At 56.7% G+C, this 24940-nt stretch carries 21 protein-coding genes; 12 read left to right on the top strand and 9 right to left on the bottom strand.

Annotated features, from left to right (window positions below; translation table 11 throughout):
* Positions 1-5 precede the first annotated feature (5 nt).
* Together selD and H7K56_RS00575 are read right to left on the bottom strand one after the other, a co-directional pair.
* Positions 6-1049, bottom strand: a complete 1044-nt coding sequence (gene selD / locus H7K56_RS00580) for a selenide, water dikinase SelD (protein WP_150360553.1) — start codon at positions 1047-1049, stop codon at positions 6-8.
* 153 nt (positions 1050-1202) lie between these two features.
* Positions 1203-1754, bottom strand: a complete 552-nt coding sequence (locus tag H7K56_RS00575) for an NAD(P)H nitroreductase (RefSeq protein ID WP_058774609.1) — start codon at positions 1752-1754, stop codon at positions 1203-1205.
* A gap of 171 nt (positions 1755-1925) precedes the next feature.
* On the opposite strand from H7K56_RS00575, the gene sppA reads away from it, so the two are divergent.
* The 3 genes from sppA (at position 1926) to pncA (ending at position 5506) form a co-directional block, all read left to right on the top strand.
* Positions 1926-3782 carry a signal peptide peptidase SppA gene (gene sppA, locus H7K56_RS00570; protein WP_021510066.1) on the top strand — a complete coding sequence of 619 codons (1857 nt, stop codon included), beginning with the start codon at positions 1926-1928 and terminating at the stop codon, positions 3780-3782.
* A gap of 85 nt (positions 3783-3867) precedes the next feature.
* Positions 3868-4881, top strand: a complete 1014-nt coding sequence (gene ansA, locus H7K56_RS00565) for an asparaginase (RefSeq protein ID WP_058757717.1) — start codon at positions 3868-3870, stop codon at positions 4879-4881.
* Positions 4882-4897: 16 nt separating this feature from the next.
* A complete protein-coding gene (gene pncA / locus H7K56_RS00560; protein ID WP_058757718.1) occupies positions 4898-5506 on the top strand; it encodes a bifunctional nicotinamidase/pyrazinamidase in 609 nt (202 codons plus the stop codon).
* Between the two features lie 35 nt (positions 5507-5541).
* Here pncA and H7K56_RS00555 read toward each other — a convergent pair whose 3' ends face one another.
* Together H7K56_RS00555 and msrB are read right to left on the bottom strand one after the other, a co-directional pair.
* Positions 5542-5823, bottom strand: a complete 282-nt coding sequence (locus H7K56_RS00555) for a YeaC family protein (RefSeq protein ID WP_104189023.1) — start codon at positions 5821-5823, stop codon at positions 5542-5544.
* Between the two features lie 2 nt (positions 5824-5825).
* A complete protein-coding gene (gene msrB / locus H7K56_RS00550; protein WP_021510062.1) occupies positions 5826-6236 on the bottom strand; it encodes a peptide-methionine (R)-S-oxide reductase MsrB in 411 nt (136 codons plus the stop codon).
* A 338-nt stretch (positions 6237-6574) separates the two neighbouring features.
* Here msrB and gapA point away from each other — a divergent pair, with 338 nt between their 5' ends.
* Together gapA and H7K56_RS00540 are read left to right on the top strand one after the other, a co-directional pair.
* Positions 6575-7573, top strand: coding sequence for a glyceraldehyde-3-phosphate dehydrogenase (gapA, locus tag H7K56_RS00545; RefSeq protein ID WP_021510061.1), 999 nt, complete (start codon positions 6575-6577; stop codon positions 7571-7573).
* A gap of 74 nt (positions 7574-7647) precedes the next feature.
* Positions 7648-8523, top strand: coding sequence for a D-hexose-6-phosphate mutarotase (locus tag H7K56_RS00540; RefSeq protein ID WP_127834140.1), 876 nt, complete (start codon positions 7648-7650; stop codon positions 8521-8523).
* Positions 8524-8547: 24 nt separating this feature from the next.
* On the opposite strand, the gene H7K56_RS00535 is transcribed toward H7K56_RS00540, so the two are convergent.
* Together H7K56_RS00535 and H7K56_RS00530 are read right to left on the bottom strand one after the other, a co-directional pair.
* Positions 8548-9396, bottom strand: a complete 849-nt coding sequence (locus H7K56_RS00535) for an aldo/keto reductase (protein WP_150360554.1) — start codon at positions 9394-9396, stop codon at positions 8548-8550.
* Between the two features lie 83 nt (positions 9397-9479).
* The gene (locus H7K56_RS00530; protein WP_058774604.1) at positions 9480-10229 is read right to left on the bottom strand and encodes a MipA/OmpV family protein; all 750 of its coding nucleotides are present in this window, start codon (positions 10227-10229) and stop codon (positions 9480-9482) included.
* Positions 10230-10638: 409 nt separating this feature from the next.
* On the opposite strand from H7K56_RS00530, the gene yeaG reads away from it, so the two are divergent.
* From yeaG to H7K56_RS00500, 6 genes are all read left to right on the top strand, one after another.
* Positions 10639-12573 (top strand): protein kinase YeaG, encoded by a 1935-nt coding sequence (yeaG, locus tag H7K56_RS00525; protein ID WP_021510057.1) that lies wholly within the window; start codon positions 10639-10641, stop codon positions 12571-12573.
* Positions 12574-12663: 90 nt separating this feature from the next.
* A complete protein-coding gene (locus H7K56_RS00520; RefSeq protein WP_031280211.1) occupies positions 12664-13938 on the top strand; it encodes a YeaH/YhbH family protein in 1275 nt (424 codons plus the stop codon).
* A 231-nt stretch (positions 13939-14169) separates the two neighbouring features.
* On the top strand, positions 14170-15897 hold the full coding sequence (locus H7K56_RS00515; RefSeq protein ID WP_150360555.1) for a potassium/proton antiporter: 1728 nt from the start codon (positions 14170-14172) through the stop codon (positions 15895-15897).
* A 75-nt stretch (positions 15898-15972) separates the two neighbouring features.
* The gene (locus H7K56_RS00510) at positions 15973-16206 is read left to right on the top strand and encodes a DUF1480 family protein (protein WP_021510054.1); all 234 of its coding nucleotides are present in this window, start codon (positions 15973-15975) and stop codon (positions 16204-16206) included.
* 378 nt (positions 16207-16584) lie between these two features.
* Entirely contained in the window at positions 16585-18051 is a 1467-nt protein-coding gene (gene wbaP, locus H7K56_RS00505) for an undecaprenyl-phosphate galactose phosphotransferase WbaP (protein ID WP_127834141.1), read from the top strand.
* Between the two features lie 120 nt (positions 18052-18171).
* Positions 18172-19365: a multidrug effflux MFS transporter gene (locus H7K56_RS00500; protein WP_150360556.1), complete on the top strand. Its 1194-nt coding sequence runs from the start codon at positions 18172-18174 to the stop codon at positions 19363-19365.
* Here H7K56_RS00500 and dadX read toward each other — a convergent pair.
* Both dadX and H7K56_RS00490 read right to left on the bottom strand, forming a co-directional pair.
* Positions 19358-20428, bottom strand: coding sequence for a catabolic alanine racemase DadX (gene dadX, locus H7K56_RS00495; protein WP_058757726.1), 1071 nt, complete (start codon positions 20426-20428; stop codon positions 19358-19360). The two genes, H7K56_RS00500 and dadX, sit on opposite strands and share 8 nt — an antisense overlap.
* A 21-nt stretch (positions 20429-20449) precedes the next feature.
* Entirely contained in the window at positions 20450-21751 is a 1302-nt protein-coding gene (locus tag H7K56_RS00490) for a D-amino acid dehydrogenase (RefSeq protein ID WP_150360557.1), read from the bottom strand.
* Positions 21752-22250: 499 nt separating this feature from the next.
* On the opposite strand from H7K56_RS00490, the gene H7K56_RS00485 reads away from it, so the two are divergent.
* Positions 22251-23786 (top strand): SpoVR family protein, encoded by a 1536-nt coding sequence (locus tag H7K56_RS00485; protein WP_150360558.1) that lies wholly within the window; start codon positions 22251-22253, stop codon positions 23784-23786.
* Positions 23787-24110: 324 nt separating this feature from the next.
* On the opposite strand, the gene fadR is transcribed toward H7K56_RS00485, so the two are convergent.
* Complete coding sequence (fadR, locus tag H7K56_RS00480; protein ID WP_150360559.1) at positions 24111-24830, bottom strand: fatty acid metabolism transcriptional regulator FadR; 720 nt, start codon at positions 24828-24830, stop codon at positions 24111-24113.
* Between the last annotated feature and the right edge of the window lie 110 nt (positions 24831-24940).

Genomic DNA, 24940 nt, shown 5'->3' with positions numbered 1-24940 from the left:
TTACGTCAGGTGACTACAGTAATCAGTGGATGGGCGCGGTCGGCCGGCAGCAGCGAGCCAATCGCCGTGGCCTCGACGCCAGCCTGCACGGCGCACGCGTGAAACGCCGCAATAGCGTTAGGCTGCACCGCCACCAGCAGCCCGCCGGAAGTTTGCGGATCGCACAGCAGTGCGCGCGTGGCCTCATCCATCGCAGAAATGTGCTCGCCGTAGCTGGCGAAGTTGCGGCTGGTGCCGCCCGGCACCGCGCCGGCCGCAATGTACTGGTCCACGCCGGGCAGACGCGGTACCTGTGCGGCCTGCACATGTGCGCGCAGGCCGGAGCCCAGACAGATTTCACTCAGGTGCCCCAGCAGACCAAAGCCGGTGACATCGGTCATGGCGCTGACACCGGGCAGTTTAGCAAATTCCGCGCCTGCGCTATTGAGCTGGCACATCACCTGCGCCGCCAGCGTCTGATGCTCCGCACGCAGCAGCCCTTTTTTCTCTGCGGTAGTCAGAATTCCGATGCCGAGCGGTTTGGTGAGGAACAGCTCGCAGCCCGCCTGCGCGGCGCTGTTCTTTTTCACGCGCGCCACGTCAACGATGCCGGTAACGGCAAGGCCAAAAATCGGCTCCGGCGCATCGATTGAGTGGCCCCCCGCCAGCGCGATGCCGGCCGCCTGGCAGGCCGCGCGACCGCCTTCAATCACCTGCTGTGCCACTTTCGCGTCCAGCACATTAACCGGCCAGCCGAGAATAGCGATGGCCATGATCGGTTTGCCGCCCATGGCGTAAATATCACTGATGGCGTTGGTGGCCGCGATACGGCCAAAGGTGTGCGGATCGTCAACGATGGGCATAAAGAAGTCAGTGGTGCTGACCACCGCCGTGCCGTTACCAAGATCGTACACGGCAGCATCGTCACGGGTTTCATTGCCGACCAGCAGTCGCGGATCGTGAAAGGCAGCCAGTTCGCTGTGCAGAATGGTCTCAAGCACCTGAGGTGAAATTTTACAGCCGCAGCCAGCGCCGTGGCTGTATTGCGTCAAACGAAGCGGTTCGCTCATGGCGGGTTCCTTGTGCGCTGAACAGAGAGGGCTATGTTAGCCTGGCTGCCCGCTGCTGGTAAGCGCTGTCGCCGCTAAGCGCGATCTTTCGCACAGCGACTGTGCAATCAGTGTCGTTGCATGCACCTTGCCGCAGAAACCCGCTGCTGTCTGTCAGAAATAACTGACAAACGCCTCGCTGTCGGGCGCAACCACGGTGGTATTGGCTTTCAGCTGCGGCGTTCCGAGGTAGAGGAAACCCACAATCGCATCCTGCTCGCGGCAGCCAAAGGCGGCGCGTACCTGCGGATGGTCGGTCCATGGCCCGCTGCGCCAGATGCCGTTAAAGCCCTGCGCGACAGCCGCCATTTGCATCGCCATCACCGCGCAGCCAGCGGACACGACCTGCTCCCAGCGCGGGACTTTAGCGGAGGCTTCGCAGTGTGCGACAACGGTGATGATCATCGGCGCGCGGAACGGTGACGTCCGGGCCTTCTCAATGGCTTTGTCATCCAGCTGGCTGTCGCGTGCGGCCTGCTCCAGCAGATGACTGAAGCGTTCGCGCCCCTCATTTTCAATAATGATGAAGCGCCACGGCTGCAGCGTGCCGTGATCCGGTGCGCGCATACCCGCGTGCAGAATATTCTGCAGCACTTCACCGGCGGGTGCCGGCTCGGTCAGGCGCGACGCTGAACGACGGTTTACCAGTAATTCCAGTGCATCCATCTTGATTCTCCCGTGATTAACAAAGCGTGGGCTAATCCTGGCACAGCGCGATCTTTTGTAACAGTCTGGCGCGATTTCCTGCTGACTTTTCGCACGCTGCTCTTTAGGATGAACCCGACATCGGGGCAGACCGCATACCGGCTGCCCTGGCTACGTGAATATGGAGAGTTTATGCGCACATTGTGGCGAATTATTGCTGGCCTGTTCCGCTGGAGCTGGCGGGTGCTGAATTTTATCCGGGAATTTATCCTGAATCTGTTCCTGATTGTGTTAATTCTGGCCGGCGTCGGCATCTGGCTGCAGCTATCCAGCGCCAGCAGCAGTGAACCAGTACAGCAGGGTGCGCTGAAAGTCGATCTGAGCGGCGTGCTGGTGGACAAACCGTCGGTCAGCAATCGTCTGAGCCGTATCAGCCGCCAGCTGCTGGGTGCCAGCAGCGATCGTTTGCAGGAAAACTCGTTGTTTGATGTGGTCGATGCGATTCGTCAGGCAAAGAGCGATAAAAATATCACCGGCATGGTGCTGGATCTGCGCGATTTTGCCGGCGGCGATCAGCCTTCGCTGCAGTACGTGGGTAAGGCGCTGCGCGAATTCCGCGACGCGGGCAAACCCATTTTTGCCCTCGGCGACAGCTATAGCCAGGCGCAATACTATCTCGCCAGCTACGCCACGAAGGTCTATCTGTCCCCGCAGGGCACGGTAGATCTGCACGGTTTCGCCACCAACGGCCTGTATTACAAATCCCTGCTGGATAAGCTGAAAGTCAGCTCACACGTGTTCCGTGTCGGCACCTATAAGTCCGCGGTTGAACCTTTCCTGCGTGATGATATGTCGCCGGAAGCGCGCGATGCTGATGGCCGCTGGGTCGGCCAGCTGTGGCAGAACTACCTCAACACGGTGTCCGCCAACCGGCAAATCACGCCGCAGCAGCTGTTCCCGGGAGCGGCGGGCATCATCAGCGGTCTGCAGGCCGTTCAGGGCGATACCGCTAAATATGCCCTGGATAACAAACTGGTGGATGTGCTGGATTCGCGCGCTGCCGCCGATCGCGAGCTGGTAAAAACCTTTGGCTGGGATAAAGCCAGCAACGACTACCGCAACGTCAGCATCTATGACTACAACGTCAAACAACCGACGCAGCAGGATGGCAACATTGCGGTGATTCTCGCCAGCGGCGCCATCATGGACGGCGAAGAGAGCGCCGGCAATGTCGGTGGCGACACCACCGCTGCGCAAATCCGTGACGCCCGCCTCGACGACAAAATCAAAGCCATTGTGCTGCGCGTCAACAGCCCGGGCGGCAGCGTAACGGCCTCTGAGGCCATCCGCGAAGAGCTGGCGGCGGCGCACGATGCCGGTAAGCCGGTGGTGGTGTCGATGGGCGGCATGGCGGCATCGGGCGGCTACTGGATCTCCACGCCGGCCGACTACATCGTTGCTGCGCCGAGCACCCTGACCGGGTCGATCGGCATCTTTGGCGTGATCAATACGGTGGAGAACAGCCTGAGCAGCATCGGCGTGCACAGCGATGGCGTTGCCACCTCGCCGCTGGCGGATGTGTCGACCACCAAAGCGCTGCCGACTGAAGTGCAGCAGCTGATGCAGCTGACCATTGAAAACGGTTATCGCAACTTTGTCGGTCTGGTCGCGGCGTCACGCCATAAAACGCCACAGCAGATTGATGCCATTGCGCAGGGTCACGTCTGGACCGGTAGCGATGCCAAAGCCAACGGGCTGGTGGATGCGCTGGGCGACTTCGACGATGCGGTGGCCAAAGCCGCCGAGCTAGCGAAGGTCGCGAAACCTGAACTGAGCTGGTATCAGGACGATCCGGGGATGATCGACCTGCTGCTGAACCAGATGAACGCGTCAGTGCAGGCCGTGCTGCCGGCCGCGCTGAAAGTGTGGCTGCCGGCACCGGTCAGCGAAGTGATGGGCGCGCTGCAGGCGCAGCCGGGCCTGATGAATAATCTCAACGATCCGCAAAACCGTTACGCGTTCTGCCTGACCTGCGGCAACGTACGCTAATCTTTACAGCCCGGCCGCTGGTCGGGCTGCTTTTCCCCGCTAATCCCCTTATACTGCGCGTTTTACGGCAAGTCTGAGTCCATTCATGCAAAAGAAAAATATCTATGTAGCCTACACGGGCGGGACCATCGGTATGCAACGCTCCGCGCAGGGTTACATTCCGGTCTCTGGCCATCTGCAGCAGCAGCTGGCGATGATGCCAGAGTTTCACCGTCCGGAAATGCCGGATTTCACCATCCACGAATACCATCCGCTGATTGACTCCTCGGATATGACGCCGCAGGACTGGCAGTCAATCGCTGACGACATCCAGCTGAACTACGATCGCTATGACGGTTTCGTCATTCTGCATGGCACCGATACCATGGCGTTCACCGCGTCGGCGCTGTCGTTCATGCTGGAGAATCTGGCCAAGCCGGTGATCGTCACCGGGTCGCAGATCCCGCTGGCCGAGCTGCGCTCAGACGGTCAGCAAAATTTGCTGAACTCGCTGTACGTCGCGGCCAACTATCCGATTAATGAAGTGGCGCTGTTCTTCAACAACACGCTGTTTCGCGGTAACCGCACCACCAAAGCCCACGCCGACGGTTTTAATGCGTTTGCGTCACCGAACCTGTCGCCGCTGCTGGAAGCGGGCATCCATATTCGCCGTCTCAATACGCCGCCGGCACCGCGCGGCAGCGGTGAGCTGATCGTCCATCCGATCACCCCTCAGCCGATTGGCGTGGTGACCATTTATCCGGGCATCTCTGCCGACGTGGTGCGCAATTTCCTGCGTCAGCCGGTGAAAGCGCTGATTCTGCGCTCTTACGGTGTGGGCAACGCGCCACAAAACGCCGAGTTTCTTGCCGAACTGCAGCAGGCCAGCGAGCGCGGCATTGTGGTGGTGAACCTGACGCAGTGCATGTCCGGCAAGGTCAACATGGGCGGTTATGCCACCGGCAACGCACTGGAACACGCCGGCGTGATCAGTGGTTTTGATCTCACCGTCGAGGCCACCCTGACTAAACTGCACTTTTTGTTAAGCCAGAACCTCACCAGCGCTGAAATTCGTGCCAAAATGCAGCAGAATTTACGTGGCGAACTGACCGAAGACTGATACGGAGCAAAATCCCATGAAGCGGGCATTGATAATCATCGATATTCAGAACGATTTTTGCCCCGGCGGCCCGATGGCCGTGCGTGAAGGTGACCAGACGGTTGCCGTTGCTAATCGCTATGCACGCGAATTCCGCGCGCGCGGTGAATGCGTGGTGGCGTTGCAGGACTGGCATCCGGCCAATCACGGCAGCTTTGCCTCGGTCTCTGGCGAGCCGGTGTATACCCTCGGTGAACTGAATGGCCTGGCGCAGATCTGGTGGCCGGATCACGGCGTGCAGCACTCACACGGCGCGGATTTCCATCCGGATCTCGATCGCAGCCTGATTGATGCGGTGTTCCATAAAGGCGGCGATGTGGATGTGGATAGCTACAGCGCCTTTTTCGATAACGGGCACCGCCGCAAAACCGAGCTCGACAGCTGGCTGCGCGAGCGCGGCATTACTCACCTGGTGATGCTCGGCCTGGCGACCGATTATTGCGTGAAGTACAGCGTGCTGGATGCGCTGGAACTGGGATATCACGTTGAGGTGGTGCAGGAAGGCTGCCGTGGCGTCAATCTCAATCCGGACGACAGCGAGATCGCGATCGCGCAGATGCAGGCGCAGGGTGCGGTCATTATCTGAAAATCAGGGCTGGAACTCTCCAGCCCTGCAGCCGGTTAATGCAGGTTGATGCGCGTCACGTCGGACTCGATTCCCCACTCTTCCTTCAGCTGTTTTTTCGACTTCATCACCATCTCGCCGCCTTTACCGATGGTCATGTGCTGCGGTTCGTCGTTGTGCCGCGCCTGCCACAGCATCACCAGCTGCAGGCAGTTATCTTTCTGATCCTGCGTCAGCGCCACGCCGTCTGGCCACTTGCCGGTTTCCACCGCAGTGGCGAGGCGCTCGTAGACTTCCGGCGTCATCGCTGCCAGCATTGCTTCCAGTTCCTGCTTCATGCTCAGCCCTCGTGCTGATTGCCCTGCTCGTCGGTAAAGTTCAGCGACGCTGAGTTGACACAATAGCGCTCGCCGGTTGGCTGCGGGCCATCCGGGAAGACGTGGCCCAGATGGGCGTCGCAGTTACCGCAGCGGATTTCGACGCGGTGCATACCGTGCGAGTCATCTTCCAGATAGCGGATAGCTTCATCGTTATACGGCTGGTAAAAGCTCGGCCAGCCGCAGCCGGAGTCATACTTGGTTTCGGAGAGAAACAGCGGTGCGTTGCAGACCAGGCAGTGATAGATACCCTCCTGCTTGTTGTGCAACAGCGCGCCGGTGAAAGGCGGTTCGGTTCCACGATGCTGAGTGACGTAGCGCTGCATTTCCGACAGCTGGGCAATTTTTGCCTCGGGTGCGGTGTCTTTAGCCATTTTGAGTTCCGGAGTGTCATTCTGTAAAAATCGTCTAGTATTCTAACAAACGAACAACATCTTCCGGGTCTTTTTTCGTGCGGATGCTTTTGCCCCGACCAGCACTGCGCAATTTTGTGATGACGATCACTCTTTGCAACAGTCATCCCTTTTTAGTCTGCATTCGGCGTAAGATAGGTGCGCAATAAGGGCGCTGCGCAAGCGTTTGCGCACCCAATTATTCCTGGCGCTGGAATTGACCTGTCGCAACAATTGACACGATTCCGCTTGACGCCTGGTAAGGTTTTTGTAATTTTACAGCCAACCTTTTATTCACTAACAAATAGCTGGTGGAATATATGACTATCAAAGTAGGTATCAACGGTTTTGGCCGTATCGGTCGCATCGTTTTCCGTGCTGCTCAGCAGCGTTCTGACATCGAAATCGTCGCGATCAACGACCTGCTCGACGCCGATTACATGGCTTACATGCTGAAGTATGACTCTACACACGGTCGTTTCGACGGCACCGTAGAAGTGAAAGATGGCGCGCTGATCGTTAACGGTAAAAAAATCCGTGTTACCGCTGAGAAAGACCCGGCTAACCTGAAATGGGACGAAGTGGGCGTTGACGTTGTTGCTGAAGCAACCGGTATCTTCCTGACCGACGAAACCGCACGTAAACACATCACTGCCGGCGCGAAGAAAGTGGTTCTGACTGGCCCGTCTAAAGATGACACCCCAATGTTCGTTCGTGGTGCCAACTTCGACAAATATGCCGGCCAGGACATCGTGTCTAACGCTTCCTGCACCACCAACTGCCTGGCACCGCTGGCTAAAGTAATCAACGACAAGTTCGGTATCGTTGAAGGTCTGATGACCACTGTTCACGCCACCACCGCCACCCAGAAAACCGTTGATGGCCCGTCTCACAAAGACTGGCGCGGCGGCCGCGGTGCAGCGCAGAACATCATCCCATCTTCTACTGGCGCAGCGAAAGCAGTAGGCAAAGTTCTGCCAGAGCTGAACGGTAAACTGACCGGTATGGCGTTCCGCGTACCAACGCCAAACGTGTCTGTGGTTGACCTGACCGTTCGTCTGGAAAAACCAGCGTCTTATAAAGACATCTGTGCAGCCATCAAAGCCGCTGCTGAAGGTGACATGAAAGACGTGCTGGGCTACATCGAAGACGACGTGGTTTCTACCGACTTCAACGGCGAAACCCTGACTTCCGTGTTCGACGCGAAAGCCGGTATCGCTCTGAACGACAACTTTGTGAAACTGGTTTCCTGGTACGATAACGAAACCGGTTACTCCAACAAGGTTCTGGATCTGATTGCACTGGTTGCTGCTAAGTAAGCTAACCGGCTAAACAGACAAGGGGTGACTTCGGTCGCCCCTTTTTTTTCGATTGGATGAGAGAAGGTCTGACAATGCACAATTCGCTCTTTAACTTGCCCGTGGTGACGCAGATCACCCCTTACCTGTCGCAGCGTCAGATGGGTGAATTGCCAATTCTGGTGATCAGCCATCCGAAAGTGCGCGCCGCCATTGCCCTGCAGGGTGCGCACCTGCTGGCATGGCAGCCGGCCGGTCAGCAGCCCGCCATCTGGCTCAGCGACAAGACGCCGTTCGTCAGCGGCAAAGCCATTCGCGGCGGCGTGCCGGTCTGCTGGCCGTGGTTTGGTCCGGCAGGTGAACCTGCGCATGGCTTTGCCCGTAATCAGCCATGGACGCTGACGGCGCATGATGAGAACGAAGATGCGGTCATGCTGACGTTCACGCTGGAAAGTAATACACAAACGAAAAAACTGTGGCCGCACGACTTCACGCTGCTGGCGCGCTTTCGCATTGCTGAACACTGTGAGATTGAGCTGGAAGCCTGGGGCGATTATGAAGCCACGGCCGCGCTGCACAGCTATTTTCAGGTGGCGGACATTGCGCAGGTTGAAGTCAGCGGGCTCGGCAACAGCTACATCGATAAGGTGCAGGACAATGCCATCGGTAGCGCAGCGGACGGTAAACAAACCTATCCCGATCGGGTTGATCGCATTCATACCGCAGCGGAAGACTGCAGCGTGATTCACGATCGCGCCGGTAAGCGCCAGATTGAAGTCTATCACCATTATCAAAGTGACGTTGTCACCTGGAACCCCGGTCCGGCGCTGTCCTGCAGCATGGCCGATATGCCTAATGATGGTTATAAAACGATGGTGTGCGTGGAGACGGCGCGGATTAACAAACCGATGAAAAGTGCCGGAGAAACCCCTGCCCGCCTTGGCGTCACGCTGAGAATCCGCAATAAGTAATGCTGAACGGCGCGTGCGCGCCGTTTACACCACATCCAGCGCCAGTTTGTGCTGCGGCGGCGGAAAAGCGCGATCCAGCAGCGCCAGTTCATCGCTGGTCAGGGTGATCTTCAGGGCCGCCGCATTCTCCTGCACGTGCGCCACGCTGCCCGCCTTGGGAATGGCCATTACGCCCGGCTGGCGAATCACCCAGCTCAGCAGCAACTGAGCGATGCTGATGCCCTTCTGTTGTGCAATCTGCTGCAGAGTCGCATCGTCAAACAGCGCCTGACGCAGCCGTCCGGCCTGCGCCAGCGGACAGTAAGCCATGACGGGCGTATGGTGTTGCTGACAGAGCGGCAGTAAATCGAATTCAATACCGCGCGAAGCCAGATGGTACAGCACCTGATTAGTCGCGCAGCCCATCCCTCCGGCTTCACTCCACAACTCCTGCAGATCGTCGCTATCGAAATTGGAGACGCCCCAGTGGCGGATTTTGCCCTGCTGCTGCAGCGTTTGCATGGCGCGCACGGTCTCTTCCAGCGGTACATTACCGCGCCAGTGCAACAGATAAAGATCGAGATAGTCCGTCTGCAGACGGCGCAGGCTGCGCTCACAGGCGTCAATCGCATCGACCTCACCGGCGTTCCACGGGTAAACTTTTGATACCAGCCAGGCTTGATCGCGCCGGCCGCGCAGCGCTGCGCCGACCACCTCTTCCGCGCCGCCTTTGGCATACATCTCAGCGGTATCGATCAGTTTCAGTCCGGCGTCCAGTCCAGCCTGCAGCGCAGCGATTTCCTGCGCCCGCTGTGCAGAATTCTCGCCCATATACCAGGTGCCCTGGCCGATAGCCGCTAACGGCGTATCGTCGTTAAACTGAATCGTCTTCATCTCACCTCCCGTTGCGCCATTACGGGGCGCAATATTGGTGCAAGGTAACAGAAACGCCTCATTATGAGGCGTTCGTGCGGTCATCAGAAGCTGTAGCTGACGCCGGTCCACAGCGTAAACTGACCGTCTTTATCCACCATCGGACTGTCTTTAATTTCGCTGGCGAAGCGGGTGTAACGGCCTGACAGGCTGGCGTTCCAGCTCTCGCTAATCTGATAGCTGGCGTTCATCTCGACGTAAGGCGACCAGCTGTCGTCCGGGTGATAGCGATCAATGCCGGTACGCGCGCTTTCGTGGCCGGAAACGCCGTAGTAATAGCGGTTTTGGTTGGCACTGTTCCACATTGCGCCAATGCCCGGTGTCAGGCTGAACGCGCCGAAATCAAAGCGGTACAGGTAGGTCAGGTCCCAGATCATGCCGTTGCTGTTATTCAGCACATCGCCCAGCAGCGCGGTACGCACAATTCCCCAGTCAGCAACGTGACGATAAGTCGCGCCGGCCATCAGCGTCATACGACGCTTGTCCAGCCCTTTCATATCGCCCAGATCGTTATCTTTCGGGTCATACTGCTGCGGCGAGCCCAGCAGCGTTAACGACAGCTGATTCTGCGGGTCTTTCCACAGGTAATAACCGCCCTGTAGGCTGCGGAACCAAAAGTTTTCCCCCTCATAATTGATGACCGGGATCGGCAGATAACGGTCCTGGCCGCCGCGGTACGGCGACTGGGCATAAATAACCGAAGCCCCAAGTGACACGGGTTCAGCGTAAGTGCTGAACGCCGCAAAATAGCAAGGACACATCAGAGCAAGCGCTTTAAGTTTGAAATGGTTCACAATTTATTCATTCCATTAATATAACAATCACACGCAGAGTCTAACCAAATTTTGCCACTGGTTTAACTTTTAATGTTGATTTCCTTTTTATCCTGTCAGAAGCGTCTGAGACGCAGCGCACCTGTTGCCGCAAGGGCGTGACGGCCTTAGCGCTTATGAGACTTTGTTATTGATATATCGCTAAATAAGGAGAAAAGACGGAGCAATTTTTCTGATTGCCTTCTACAGTAAAAGTAAGACGAGAATTTTTTGTACGAGCAGAGTAACCATAAGAATTGTGAATCCCGATAAAAAATCGTCAGGTTGGCATAAGGGTTGCTGTACTCAATAAAGAATATCTTCCGGGAGCTGCAAGAGCATCTTATTACGCTCCTTTACCTGTGCTAAAAACGAAAGGACGGGCATCGCTATGAATATATTCGATCACTATCGTCAGCGTTATGAAGCTGCCAAGGACGAAGAGTTCACACTGCAGGAATTCCTCACCATCTGTAAGCAGGATCGCAGTGCATACGCCAACGCGGCAGAACGACTATTGATGGCCATCGGTGAGCCTGTGATGGTCGATACTGCCCAGGAGCCTCGCCTTTCCCGTATCTTCTCTAACCGCGTCATCGGACGCTATCCGGCCTTTGAAGAGTTTTACGGTATGGAGGAAGCGATTGAGCAGATCGTCTCCTACCTGAAACACGCCGCGCAGGGGCTGGAGGAGAAGAAACAGATTCTGTATCTGCTCGGCCCGGTGGGCGGCGGTAAATCCTCGCTGGCCGAACGGCTTAAAGCGTTGATGCAGCGCGTGCCGATCTATGTGCTGAGTGCCGACGGTGAACGCAGCCCGGTCAATGACCATCCGCTGTGCCTGTTTAATCCGCAGGAAGACGCCAATATTCTGGAAAAAGAGTACGGCGTGCCGCGGCGTTACCTTGGCACTATCATGTCGCCGTGGGCGGCAAAACGGTTGCATGACTTTGGCGGCGACATCACCCGCTTCAAAGTGGTGAAAGTGTGGCCGTCGATTCTGGAACAGCTGGCTATCGCCAAAACCGAACCGGGTGATGAGAACAACCAGGATATTTCAGCGCTGGTGGGTAAAGTGGATATCCGTAAGCTGGAAAACCACGCGCAGAACGATCCGGATGCCTACGGCTATTCAGGTGCGCTGTGCCGCGCCAACCAGGGCATCATGGAATTCGTGGAGATGTTCAAAGCACCCATTAAAGTGCTGCATCCGCTGCTGACCGCCACTCAGGAAGGTAACTATAACGGTACCGAAGGGATTTCCGCCCTGCCGTTTAACGGCATCATTCTGGCGCACTCCAACGAATCAGAGTGGGTGACGTTCCGTAACAACAAGAACAACGAAGCTTTCCTTGACCGTGTATACATCGTGAAGGTGCCTTACTGCCTGCGCGTATCCGAGGAGATCAAAATTTATGAAAAACTGCTCAACCACAGTGAGCTGACCACCGCGCCTTGCGCACCCGGCACGCTGGAAACGCTGGCGCGCTTCTCGATTCTGTCGCGCCTGAAAGAGCCGGAAAACTCCAGTATCTACTCGAAGATGCGCGTCTATGACGGTGAAAGCCTTAAAGACACCGATCCGAAAGCGAAATCGTGGCAGGAGTATCACGATTACGCCGGTGTGGATGAAGGCATGAACGGCCTGTCGACCCGCTTCGCGTTTAAGATTTTGTCACGCGTGTTTAACTTCGACCATGCCGAAGTAGCGGCTAACCCGGTGCACCTGTTTTACGTGCTGGAACAGCAGATCGAGCGCGAGCAGTTCCCGCAGGATCAGGCGGAGAAGTATCTGGAACACCTGAAAGGCTATCTGATTCCGAAATATGCGGAGTTCATTGGCAAAGAGATTCAGACCGCTTACCTAGAATCCTATTCGGAGTATGGTCAGAACATCTTCGACCGCTACGTCACTTACGCAGATTTCTGGATTCAGGATCAGGAGTACCGCGATCCGGATACCGGCCAGCTGTTCGATCGTGAATCACTCAACGCCGAGCTGGAAAAGATTGAGAAACCTGCCGGGATCAGTAACCCGAAAGATTTCCGTAACGAGATTGTCAACTTTGTGCTGCGCGCACGGGCGCAGAATAACGGACGTAATCCAAACTGGACCAGCTACGAAAAACTCCGCACGGTGATCGAGAAGAAAATGTTCTCCAACACCGAGGAGTTGTTGCCGGTGATTTCGTTCAACACCAAAACATCCACGGACGAACAGAAAAAACACGACGATTTTGTCGATCGCATGATGGAAAAAGGCTATACCCGCAAGCAGGTGCGTCTGCTGTGCGAATGGTATCTGCGCGTGCGCAAATCGTCATAATCGACAGCGGTAAGCTACGCGGCATCCACATGCCGCCTGAGGAGGCCGGACCCGTTCCGGCCTGGCTTACAGCGTAGTTTGGGGGAATTTATGGCCTATTTCATCGATCGGCGTCTTAACGGCAAGAATAAAAGTGCGGTCAACCGGCAGCGCTTTTTGCGCCGTTATAAGTCGCAAATCAAACAGTCGATCTCTGAGGCCATCAACAAGCGTTCGGTCACCGACGTGGAGAGTGGCGAATCGGTGTCGATTCCTGTTGACGACATCAACGAGCCGATTTTCCATCAGGGGCGCGGCGGCAGCCGCCATCGCGTGCATCCCGGGAACGACCACTTTGTGCAAAACGACCGCATTGAGCGGCCGCAGGGCGGCGGTGGCGGCGGCAGCGGCCAGGGCAATGCCAGCCAGGACGGAGAAGGTCAGGACGAGTTCGTGTTTCAGATATCGAAGGATGAATACCTCGATCTGCTGTTTGAGGATTTAGCGCTGCCTAACCTGCGCAAAAATCAGCATCGCCAGCTCAATGAGTACAAAACTCACCGCGCGGGCTTTACCTCGAATGGCGTGCCGGCCAATATCAGCGTGGTACGCTCGCTGCAAAACTCGCTGGCGCGACGAACCGCCATGACCGCAGGCAAACGTCGTATGCTGCACGAACTGGAAGCCACACTGAGTGAAGTCGAAAACAGCGAGCCGGCGCAACTGCTGGAAGAGGAGCGGCTGCGTAAAGAGATTGCGGAACTGCGGGCGCGCATTGAGCGTGTGCCGTTTATCGACACCTTTGACCTGCGTTACAAGAATTTCGAGAAGCGGCCTGAACCGTCCAGCCAGGCGGTAATGTTCTGCTTAATGGACGTTTCCGGCTCGATGGACCAGGCGACCAAGGATATGGCGAAACGCTTTTATATCCTGCTTTATCTGTTCCTCAGCCGGACTTACAAAAACGTCGATGTAGTGTATATTCGTCACCATACTCAGGCGAAAGAAGTCGATGAACAGGAGTTCTTCTACTCGCAGGAGACCGGCGGCACTATCGTCTCCAGCGCGCTTAAGCTGATGGACGAAGTGGTGAAAGAGCGTTATGACCCGTCGCAGTGGAATATTTATGCGGCGCAGGCCTCGGACGGCGATAACTGGGCGGATGACTCACCATTGTGTCATGAAATTCTGGCGAAGCATATTCTGCCGGTGGTGCGCTACTACAGCTACATTGAGATTACCCGACGGGCGCACCAAACCCTGTGGCGCGAGTATGAGCATCTGCAGGCGATGTTTGATAACTTTGCCATTCAGCACATCCGCGAGCCGGAAGACATCTACCCGGTATTTCGTGAGCTTTTCCACAAACAGGTCGCTGAAGCCTGAGTTTACCAGCCGGTCACCGACCGGCTTTTTCTTTACCCCGCCCGGCTTAACCCCTCTGAAAACCCTGCTGTTTTTCTGTGCGGATTTAACCTTCTATGGGATAGCACGCCACAGAATGAAAAAATGTGCAATTAACCGCTGACAAGCTATTGATAAGGCATTATCTTTTCACCTTGTCTGTGTGAATTGCCCGCAATTTGCTTTTTTATGCCCCGCCGCAGGAGAACGCCGTTGAATGCCAGCATGATTTACAGTTTGTTCATTATTGGTTCCGTGCTGGTCGCAGCAAGTATTCTGCTGAGTTCCTTCTCGTCGCGTCTCGGTATCCCGATTCTGGTGATCTTCCTGGCGCTGGGGATGCTGACCGGCGTGGACGGCATCGGCGGTATTGCCTTTGATAACTATCCGGTGGCCTATCTGGTGTCCAACCTGGCGCTGGCGATTATTCTGCTCGACGGCGGCATGCGCACCAAGGCCAGCTCGTTCAAGGTGGCGCTTGGTCCGGCGCTGTCGCTGGCCACCGTTGGCGTGATGATTACCGCCGGCCTCACCGGTCTGGCTGCCGCCTGGCTGTTTAAGCTCGATCTGATGCAGGGCTTCCTGATTGGCGCCATTATCGGCTCGACCGACGCCGCAGCGGTGTTTTCACTGCTGGGCGACAAAGGGCTTAACGAGCGCGTCAGTTCCACGCTGGAGATTGAATCAGGCAGCAACGATCCGATGGCGGTGTTTCTTACCATTACGCTAATCGACATGATCCAGCAGGGGCAGAGCGGCCTGAGCTGGATGTTTGTGGTGCATCTGGTGCAGCAGTTCGGCCTTGGCATTGTGCTCGGACTGGGCGGCGGCTGGGCGCTGCAGCAACTGATCAACCGCATCAGCCTGGCACAAGGGCTCTATCCGCTGCTGGCGCTGAGCGGCGGCATCATTGTGTTTGCCCTGACCACGGTGATGGAAGGCAGCGGCATTCTGGCGGTCTATCTGTGTGGTTTTCTGCTGGGCAACAGCCCGATTCGTAACCGCCACGGCATTCTGCAGACTTTCGACGGCATGGCCTGGCTGAGCCAGATTGGTATGTTTATCGTGCTCGGCCTGCTGGTGACGCCGTCTGACCTGTGGCATATCGCGCTGCCGGCGATGATTCTCTCACTGTGGCTGATTCTGGTGGCGCGTCCGCTGTCGATTCTGGTCGGGCTGCTGCCGTTTAAAGGCTTTACCGGACGTGAACGCATCTTTATCAGCTGGGTAGGCCTGCGCGGTGCGGTGCCGATTATCCTCGCGGTGTTCCCGATGATGGCCGGGCTGGAGAATTCAAAACTCTACTTCAATATCGCCTTCTTCGTGGTTCTGGTATCTCTGATGCTGCAGGGCACGTCGCTGGGCTATGCCGCTAAACGGGCTAAGGTGGTGGTACCGCCGACCGCGTCGCCCATCAGCCGCGTCGGGCTGGATATCCATCCGGAAAATCCGTGGGAACAGTTCGTTTATCAGCTCAGCGCCGACAAATGGTGCGTCGGCGCCGCGCTGCGCGATTTGCAAATGCCGCGCGAAACGCGCATTGCCGCCCTGTTCCGCGATAACGCGCTGATGCACCCCAACGGCAATACGTGTCTGAAAGAGGGTGACGTGCTGTGCGTTATTGGCCGTGAGCGCGATTTGCCGGCGTTGGGCAAGATGTTCAGCCAGACGCCGCCGGTGGCGCTGGATCAGCGCTTCTTTGGTGACTTTATCCTTGATGCCGAGGCGCGCCTGCGCGATGTCGCGCAGATCTATGGCCTGGAGCTCGATGAAGAGACCAACGATCAGCAGTCGCTCGGCCAGTTGATTATGGGTCTGCTCGGCAGCACGCCGGTGGTGGGAGATCAGGTCGAGTGGAACCAGCTGACGTGGACGGTGGCGGAAAAAGAGGATAACCAAATCGTCAAAATCGGGGTACGCGTGCGGGAAGAGAAGGAATAATCCGAGGCCGTATCGCTCGTAAACTGCGTGTCAGCGTCTATGATCACTATTCCACCCAGCAAACGGGAGAAGATGATGGGACACGTGGTGAAGATTGGTCGTTACGAGATCGTCGATGCAGTAATGGATGTGGAGAAGCTGGATACCGTCGGCATCCCCTGCCATACCAACCCCGGCCTGAGTTATCAGCTCGACGGCTGGGATCATGAAACCAGCGTACCGGCGTGGATTGATGGCGAACCGGTCGATCTGCAGATCGGCCACTATGACAAGCAGCAAGACCGCTGGGTATTGAAAAAACCGGCCTGATATTTTCCTCACCGCCATTCACTTTGACTGGCGGTCATTCCGAAAAGTAGTCTTAAAATAGTCTGTTATTTCGTGGCACCTTTTACTTTTATTATTATTTTTCAATAAATTAGCTGACCTGTACTTTAATCAAATATTGTTTTTTCAGACTCTTTCCATATTAACTCTGTCAAATAACTCCTGCATACTCTTAAACGTTGCTGCAGCTTTTCGTGACGTAAATCACGTCTCAAACGGCCCTTTCCATGCAGCGCTTATGGCAGCACTGACTCATATCTCGCTGAATATTATTTTATTTCTGCTTTCAGCGGACGACTCCTGAGCGCGTACTTGATTCTGGTCAGGCCATCTTTTACTTAAGAAAAGAGAGCAGGTTTTATGGCAAGTACATTGGTAATGAACGATGCAACCCGCTCGTGGAGCGGACTGCGCAAAAATCTCATCGCGAAAGTGGCACTCAGCTTTTCGGATTTAATTGCACTGAACCTGGCATTATTTTTATCCGCGGCCACCGTCCAGGGTATTTGGGGAGAACTGGACAGTTTTATTCCGCCGCAGCAAATTGAATACCGCTTTGTCGCACAGTTAGGTCTGTCATTGCTGTGCACAGCCTGGTTCTGGGTGCGTATGCGCCACTACACCTACCGCAAACCGTTCTGGTTTGAGCTGAAAGAAATCGTCAAAACGCTGTTTGTGTTTTCGCTGCTGGATCTGGCGCTGATTGCCTTTTCCAAATGGGACTTCTCGCGCATGGTGTGGGTATTTAGCTGGACCTATGCCCTGCTGCTGCTGCCGCTGATGCGCGCCGGCGTGAAGCGTGCCATCAACCGCGCGGGCCAGTGGCAAAAAGAGACCATTATCATCGGCTCCGGTAAGAACGCCATGGAAGCCTACGCGGCGCTGCAGAGCGAGGAGATTCTGGGCTATAACGTGCAGGCGTTTATCTCGCTGGATGATGAGCCTCACCAGGAAAGTGTTAACGGCGTGCCGGTTATTACCTGGAAAGACATCAACTGGCAGACCATGGACCGTGACAACACGCAATTTATCGTCGCCACCGAATTTGAACAGCAGGTGGTGCGCGATAAATGGCTGAAGTTTCTGTCCAAGATGAAATGCCGCTCAATTTCGGTTATCCCTACGCTGCGCGGTGTGCCGCTGTATGGCACCGATATGTCGTTTATTTTCAGCCATGAAGTGATGATCCTGCGCGTCAGTAACAACCTGGCGAAACGCTCCTCGCGTTTCCTCAAGCGCACTTTCGACGTGGTGGTTGCCTCACTGCTGCTGCTGTTTCTTGCCCCGGTGTTCGGTCTGCTGTGCTGGATGGTGAAGCGCGATGGCGGGAATGCCATTTACGGCCACGAACGCGTCGGTCAGGATGGAGTGAAGTTTAAGTGCCTGAAGTTCCGTTCAATGGTGACCAACTCACAGGAAGTGCTGCAGAATCTGCTGGCCACCAGTGCCGAAGCGCGCGCTGAGTGGGATCGTGATTTCAAACTGAAGAACGATCCGCGCATCACCAAAATCGGTGGCTTCCTGCGCAAAACCAGCCTGGATGAACTGCCCCAGCTGTGGAACGTGATTCGTGGCGAAATGAGTCTGGTGGGACCGCGTCCGGTGATTGAAGCTGAGCTGGAACGCTACGCGGGCGATGTCGACTACTATCTGATGGCCAAACCGGGCATGACCGGCCTGTGGCAGGTCAGCGGGCGTAACGATATCGACTACGACACGCGCGTCTATTTTGACTCCTGGTACGTGAAGAACTGGGCGCTGTGGACCGACATCGCCATTCTGTTTAAAACCGCTGGCGTGGTGCTGCGCCGCGACGGTGCTTACTGATACCCTCGACGCGATGTCTGCGCTGTGCCGGCAGACATCGCCTTTTCGTTTTAGCCCTTTCTTTTTGGCCGCAGACTCATTACCCTTCTCGCCTGTTTAACAGGACGTTACTGGTTCGTAATGCAAAAGTTTACCCTACTTCTTTTGAGCCTGGTGCTGCTGGCACCGCTGGGCATCGATCTCTACCTCCCCACGCTGCCGCAGATTGCCGACGGTCTTAACAGCCCGGTCAGTCTGATCCAGACCACCATTCCGCTGTTTTTGCTGGTGATGGGTATCGGTCAGCTGGTTACTGGTCCGCTGGTGGATAATTTTGGCCGTAAGCCGATCGCGCTGATCGGCCTCGCGCTCTACATCATCGGCAGCGCAGTGGCCGCAACCGCCACCGTCTGGCCGGTGTTCTTCCTGGCGCGCCTGATTCAGGGCTGCGCGGTATGCTGTAGCGCGGTGGTGGCATTTAGCGGCGTGCGCGATCGACTGAGCGGCGATGCCGCGGCGCGCGCTTATGGTTTCCTTAATGGCGCGCTGAACATCGTGCCGGCGCTGGCACCGCTGCTCGGCGGTATTCTGGCGGAAGCCTATGGCTGGCGTGCGCCCTTCTGGTTCCTGTGCGGCTATGCGCTGGTGATTGCCATTATTGTGGTGGTCGCACTGCCGGAAACGCGTCCGGCGGACACGCTGCGCGTCAAAGGACTGCCGCTGGCGCAGTATGCTGCCATCGCCCGGCAGCCGCGCTTTCTCGCTTTCGCCTTTGCCAACGCGGGCGCGCTCGGCATGGTGCTGACCTACGTTTCGCTGGCGCCGCACGTGTTGATGACCGAAGGTGGCCTGACGCCGCTGCAGTTCTCGTTTGCCTTTGGCGCCAACGGTTTCTGGATCATGCTGGTCAGCGCCTTTGTTAATAAAACCATTCGCAAGGCGGGGCGCCCGTTTTGTCTGGCCATGGGGTTTGTCACCATGCTGCTCGGTGCGCTGCTGGTGGTGGCGGGGATGGCGCTGTTACCTGCGGCCTGGCAAACCCACTGGTCGCTGTACATGATTCCGGTGGCAATCTCGGTAGCCGGCCTGGCCTTCACCGTCGGTCCGGCCACCAGCTATGCGCTGGAGCCGTATCAGCAGCAGGCGGGTGTGGCGGCGGCGCTGCAGGGATTTATTCAGATGGCGGGCGGTGCGGGCGGCAGCCTGGCGATGGTGGCGCTGCCGGTGGCAGAGAAATCAGCGTTAGCGCTGATGATGCTGGTGGGTGCAGCGCTGGCGCTGATCGCCTGGCGCTGCAGTAAGAACATGCGTGGTACAGTGACGGCGCTTAACTAAGCGTGACCGGGACGCGCGGCGCGAGTGCACACATCAGCTCGTAGCCTACCGTTCCGGCGGCTTTCGCCACCTCATCAATTTTCACCTCGTTGCCCCACAGCTCCACGCGCGAACCGATACCCGCCTGCGGGCAGGGTTCGAGGTCAATCATCATCATGTCCATCGAGATCGCCCCAAGCGTTTGCGTGCGGATGCCGTCAACGCTGACCGGCGTACCGGTCGGCGCATGGCGCGGATAGCCGTCAGCATAGCCACAGGCCACAATACCGATACGTTGTGGCGCGGCCGCGTGGTAGCGATAACCGTAGCCAACGCCCTCGCCGGCACCGATCTGCTGTATGCCAATAATTTCACTGCTGAGCGTCATTACCGGCTGCAGACCGGTACTGGCGATATCCTGCCAGTCGCCGCTCGGTGACGCGCCGTAGAGAATAATGCCGGGCCGCACCCAGTCAAAATGCGCCTGCGGATGCCACAGCGTGGTCGCTGAGTTGGCAAGCGAACGCGGGCAGTTCAGCCCTTCCGCCGCCTGTTCAACGCGCTGCATCGGTTCCACCAGCCCCTGCGGGTTTTCCGCATCGGCAAAGTGCGCCATCAGCGTCATTTCCCCCACGTTGGGCAACGCACGCAGCTTGTGCCAGGCCGCCTGTGCCTGTTCCGGACGAAAACCGAGACGGTTCATGCCGCTGTTGATCTTCAGATAAACATCGACTGGCGCCGACAGCTGCGCCTTCGCCAGCGCCTGAATCTGCCAGTTACTATGTACGCTGGTGGTCAGGCGATAGCGATCGATCAGCGTCAGGTCATCGGCGTGAAAGAAGCCTTCCAGCAGCAGAATTGGCTTTTTCCAGCCCTGCTCGCGCAGCAGGATCGCCTCTTCCATATTCAGCAGCGCGAAACCGTCGGTCTCCGCCAGACTCTGCCATACGCGGGCAATGCCGTGGCCGTAGGCATTGGCCTTCACCACCGACCAGACGCGCGCGTGCGGTGCCGCCTGACGCACAATCGCCAGATTGTGGCGCAGCGCCTGTTGATTAATGGTGGCACCCGTAGGACGTGACATGTTTTTACTCTCCCTGAAGTATCAGCGCGTCGCGCTGGCATTACGCAGCGGCGATGCCGGGGCCGCAAAGCCCGGCAGATAACGCAGCACCGACAAGTCGTCGGCGGCGATGGCCGGTTTACGTCCCGAAATCAGATCGGCCAGCAACTGGCCGGAACCACAGGCCATCGTCCAGCCCAGCGTACCGTGCCCGGTGTTCAGCCAGAGATTGGTCAGCGGCGTGCGCCCGACAATGGGCGTGCCATCCGGCGTCATCGGGCGCAGTCCGGTCCAGAACGTAGCCTGTTCAACATACCCGCCTTCAGGATAGAGATCGCGGACCACCATCTCCAGCGTTTCACGTCGTGCCGGCAACAGTTTGGTGTTAAAACCAACGATTTCGGCCATGCCACCGACGCGAATGCGGTCATCAAACCGCGTCACCGCCACTTTATAGGTCTCATCCAGGATGGTGGAGACCGGCGCGCCCTGCGGATCTTTGATCGGGATAGTCAGGGAATAGCCTTTCAGCGGATAGACCGGAATCGACACGATGTCTTTCAGCAGCGCCGTGGAGTAAGAGCCAAACGCCACGACGTAAGCATCGGCTTTGATGACCTCATCGCCGCACTTCACGCCATAGATGCGATTGCCTTCGCGCAACAGCTGATCCACCGACGTGTCATAACGGAAAGTGACGCCGGCTGCGGCTGCCATCGCCGCCAGCCGCTGGGTAAACAGCTGGCAGTCACCGGTTTCGTCATTCGGCAGGCGCAGGCCGCCGGTCAGCTTGTGCGCGGTACCCGCCAGCGCCGGCTCCACGCTGTGCAGCTGATGCGCTTCCAGCAGCTCATAGGGCACCCCCGCTTCACGCAGTACCGCGATGTCTTTGCTGGCGCTGTCAAACTGTTGCTGCGTGCGGAACAGCTGCAAAGTGCCGCCCTGGCGCCCTTCATAGGCGATACCGGTGCTGCTGCGCAATGCCTTCAGGCAGTCGCGGCTGTATTCGGCGATGCGCACCATACGGCCCTTATTTTCCTGGTAGTGACGCATGTCGCAGTTGCGTAGCATGTTCCACATCCACTCCAGCTGGAATTTGCTACCGTCGAGTCGCACTGCCAGCGGCGCATGCTTCTGAAACATCCACTTTAACGCCTTGAGCGGTACACCGGGCGCCGCCCAGGGTGCCGCATAGCCGGGCGAAATTTGCCCGGCATTGCCGGCACTGGTTTCCAGCGCCGCGCCGGGCTGGCGATCGATTACGGTGACGTCATGCCCCGCCTGCGCCAGATACCACGCACTGGCTACCCCTACGACACCACTACCCAGAATGACTACGCGCATAAGCCCCTCATCGAGAAAAGCATAATTAACTGGTATCACCATCGGGTTTAGCATAACCCGATGGCTGAACTGATATTACATTCGACCCTTTCATTTCACATGTTTTTCACTTAACTGCACACTGAAATCATGCGGTCGCGCCAAAATCAGAGTTTTTTGTGCCTTAAAAGCGTTAACCAGCGAATTATTATGCGAAAGGCAGAGCATCTCACTTTTTTCAGGAGAAAGCGCCGCAGTCATATCGCGCGCTTATAAACAGGATTTAATGCTGCAATTTATCACTCAGATAACACATCACCTTATTAGCTACCAAAGCACGCCTATTATGATGATTTTGTACCAAAAGAATTCGATTGAGTTCCCGCATCGGATAAGCGACAGTGGACTATCATTGAAGTGTTCGCTCAGTTTTTTTGGGCTGTCTTTCTCAGGATGAAGCCTTAAACGATCGTGACAGGTGACACTCTGTTGCCTGCCGCTTGCAAAACAGAGGTGCGCTATGACGACAATGTTTGACGAGCCAACCCGCAACAGCAAACGACTCAGTGACGGTCCCGACTGGACCTTTGAGCTGCTTGATGTCTACCTGGCGGAGATCGACCGCGTGGCCAAAAGCTATGGGCTCGATACCTACCCGCACCAAATCGAAGTGATCACCTCCGAGCAGATGATGGATGCGTACTCCAGCGTGGGGATGCCCATCAATTATGCCCACTGGTCGTTCGGCAAGAAGTTCATCGAAACCGAGCAGCGCTATAAACATGGTCAGCAGGGACTGGCGTATGAAATCGTCATTAACTCGAATCCCTGTATCGCTTACCTGATGGAAGAGAACACCATGACCATGCAGGCGCTGGTGATGGCGCACGCCTGCTATGGCCACAACTCTTTCTTCAAAAACAACTACCTGTTCCGCAGCTGGACCGATGCCAGCTCAATTGTCGATTATCTGCTGTTCGCGCGTAACTACATCTCTGATTGCGAAGAGCGTTATGGCGTGGAAGAGGTCGAGCGACTGCTGGACTCCTGTCATGCGCTGATGAACTATGGCGTCGATCGCTATAAACGCCCGCAAAAGATTTCGCTGCAGGAAGAGAAAGCGCGGCAGAAAAGCCGGGAAGAATATCTGCAAAGCCAGGTCAATACGCTGTGGCGCACCCTGCCACGCAAAGAGAAAGAGTTAACTCAGGTCGAGGCGGCGCGCTATCCCTCTGAGCCGCAGGAAAACCTGCTGTACTTTATGGAAAAGAACGCGCCACTGCTGGAGTCGTGGCAGCGTGAAGTGCTGCGCATTGTGCGTAAAGTCAGCCAGTATTTTTACCCGCAGAAACAGACCCAGGTGATGAATGAAGGCTGGGCGACCTTCTGGCACTACACCATCCTGAATCACCTGTACGATGAGGGCAAAGTGTCGGAGCGCTTTATGATGGAGTTCCTGCACAGTCATACCAACGTGGTGTATCAGCCGCCGTATAACAGCCAGTGGTATAACGGTATCAACCCGTATGCGCTGGGCTTTGCCATGTTCCAGGATATCAAGCGCATCTGTCAGTCGCCAACCGAGGAAGATCGCTACTGGTTCCCGGACATCGCCGGCTCCGACTGGCTGAAGACGCTGCATTTCGCCATGCGCGAATTTAAAGACGAGAGTTTCATCAGCCAGTTCCTGTCGCCGAAAGTGATGCGGGATTTCCGTCTGTTTACGGTAATGGACGACGATCGTAATAACTATCTTGAGATTGCCGCCATTCATGATGAGGCGGGATATCGCGCGATTCGTCAGCAGCTGTCGGCGCAGTACAATCTGAGCAATCTGGAGCCGAATATTCAGGTGTACAACGTTGACCTGCGCGGTGACCGTTCGCTGACGCTACGCTATGTGCCGCAGCAGCGCGCCCCGCTCGATAAGAGCCGTCGCGATGTGCTGAAGCATGTGCATCGGCTGTGGGGTTTTGATGTCAATCTGGAACAGCAGAACGAAGATGGCAGCGTGGAGCTGCTGGATCGCTGTCCGGCGCGCGGACCGGCGCTTTAAACAAAATCTCCATGCTCAGGGACGAGCATTTATCATCCTGCGTTGTAAGCCCCTAATCTCACAGATAATCCTGCACCAACTTCACAGACAGTCAGTATCCGCTGATGCGGCGGGCTATTCGCAGCGCTGAGGCTTTTACGTTGCGCCAGGAGATTCCCGCGGGGAGGCGGGAATCAGGCCGGGCCGGTCAGGAAGACCGATACCGGCCGGTCCGTCAGGCGCAACGTGAACGCCGAAGGTACCGCGTAAGCGGCGCGAGGAGCAGCCCGGCAGCAGCGGATACTGGCTGTCCGGGACAGGAACCCGTAAAACGTTTGTACGCTGTTAACGCTTACTGCTCAAATCATCCGGCATGCTTTTCTGCATGCTGTGCCAGATTTCACCGCTGCGGCGGCCGTAGTTACGCACGCTGTCGACGATCTGATCCTGCGTTGGCTGTTTGCCACACAGATCCGCCAGCTGACGATAGAAGTTACGCGCCAGTTCACGCGCTTCCGGATTCGAGAAGTAATGGCGGCCAACGCGGGTGTACAGCCCTTTCAGACCGTTGAGAATCAGGCCGTAAATCGGGTTGCCGGAAGCAAAGGCCAGGCCGCGAAACACGCGATAATCCAGCTCGGTATAGGCTTCAGCCTGATCTTCCTCGCTCAGCGCACTCTCCAGCACTTCACGCGCCTTATTCGGATGATGGCGCAGCGCGCGGCTGATAAAGATCGACGCGATATTGGTGCGCACTGACAGCAGGTTATCAATTAACTGCGGCACACTGTCGTGGTCAAGACGGGCGAGCGTTTCGAGGATATTAAGACCAGACGTTTCCCAGAAATCATTAACGCGGGTGGGTTTACCATGCTGAATGGTCAGCCAGCCATCACGAGCCAGCCGCTGCAGCACTTCACGCAGAGTGGTGCGGGTCACGCCGATCAGTTCAGAAAGCTCACGTTCGGCAGGAAGAATCGATCCCGGCGGAAAACGGCTGTTCCAGATGCTTTCAATTATGTACTCTTCAGCGAATCCTGCAGGGCTCTGTGCCTTAATCACCATAGCATTTATTTCTCGTTGCTTTCTTTGTCGTAATGGCACTCATCATACCAGAGGGGTCATAGCGGAAATAGCCTGCCAGCGGATTAAAAGCGCGCGCTGGCGCAAAATTC

It is taken from the genome of Pantoea dispersa (genome assembly GCF_014155765.1).
Classification (GTDB): Bacteria; Pseudomonadota; Gammaproteobacteria; order Enterobacterales; family Enterobacteriaceae; genus Pantoea; species Pantoea dispersa.
Note: the sequence above shows the minus strand (reverse complement) of the source record. Positions and strands in the feature narration are given on the sequence as shown.

What these genes read in the sequence shown, in the direction of transcription:
- H7K56_RS00500 (WP_150360556.1), top strand. Translation starts at nt 18,172, where the DNA reads ATGCAAAAGTTTACCCTACTTCTTTTGAGCCTGGTGCTGCTGGCACCG.
- H7K56_RS00490 (WP_150360557.1), bottom strand. Translation starts at nt 21,751, where the DNA reads ATGCGCGTAGTCATTCTGGGTAGTGGTGTCGTAGGGGTAGCCAGTGCG.
- H7K56_RS00555 (WP_104189023.1), bottom strand. Translation starts at nt 5,823, where the DNA reads ATGAAGCAGGAACTGGAAGCAATGCTGGCAGCGATGACGCCGGAAGTC.
- H7K56_RS00540 (WP_127834140.1), top strand. Translation starts at nt 7,648, where the DNA reads ATGCACAATTCGCTCTTTAACTTGCCCGTGGTGACGCAGATCACCCCT.
- H7K56_RS00520 (WP_031280211.1), top strand. Translation starts at nt 12,664, where the DNA reads ATGGCCTATTTCATCGATCGGCGTCTTAACGGCAAGAATAAAAGTGCG.
- selD (WP_150360553.1), bottom strand. Translation starts at nt 1,049, where the DNA reads ATGAGCGAACCGCTTCGTTTGACGCAATACAGCCACGGCGCTGGCTGC.
- wbaP (WP_127834141.1), top strand. Translation starts at nt 16,585, where the DNA reads ATGGCAAGTACATTGGTAATGAACGATGCAACCCGCTCGTGGAGCGGA.
- msrB (WP_021510062.1), bottom strand. Translation starts at nt 6,236, where the DNA reads ATGGCTAAAGACACCGCACCCGAGGCAAAAATTGCCCAGCTGTCGGAA.
- ansA (WP_058757717.1), top strand. Translation starts at nt 3,868, where the DNA reads ATGCAAAAGAAAAATATCTATGTAGCCTACACGGGCGGGACCATCGGT.
- H7K56_RS00510 (WP_021510054.1), top strand. Translation starts at nt 15,973, where the DNA reads ATGGGACACGTGGTGAAGATTGGTCGTTACGAGATCGTCGATGCAGTA.
- dadX (WP_058757726.1), bottom strand. Translation starts at nt 20,428, where the DNA reads ATGTCACGTCCTACGGGTGCCACCATTAATCAACAGGCGCTGCGCCAC.
- H7K56_RS00575 (WP_058774609.1), bottom strand. Translation starts at nt 1,754, where the DNA reads ATGGATGCACTGGAATTACTGGTAAACCGTCGTTCAGCGTCGCGCCTG.
- H7K56_RS00535 (WP_150360554.1), bottom strand. Translation starts at nt 9,396, where the DNA reads ATGAAGACGATTCAGTTTAACGACGATACGCCGTTAGCGGCTATCGGC.
- pncA (WP_058757718.1), top strand. Translation starts at nt 4,898, where the DNA reads ATGAAGCGGGCATTGATAATCATCGATATTCAGAACGATTTTTGCCCC.
- H7K56_RS00485 (WP_150360558.1), top strand. Translation starts at nt 22,251, where the DNA reads ATGACGACAATGTTTGACGAGCCAACCCGCAACAGCAAACGACTCAGT.
- sppA (WP_021510066.1), top strand. Translation starts at nt 1,926, where the DNA reads ATGCGCACATTGTGGCGAATTATTGCTGGCCTGTTCCGCTGGAGCTGG.
- fadR (WP_150360559.1), bottom strand. Translation starts at nt 24,830, where the DNA reads ATGGTGATTAAGGCACAGAGCCCTGCAGGATTCGCTGAAGAGTACATA.
- yeaG (WP_021510057.1), top strand. Translation starts at nt 10,639, where the DNA reads ATGAATATATTCGATCACTATCGTCAGCGTTATGAAGCTGCCAAGGAC.
- gapA (WP_021510061.1), top strand. Translation starts at nt 6,575, where the DNA reads ATGACTATCAAAGTAGGTATCAACGGTTTTGGCCGTATCGGTCGCATC.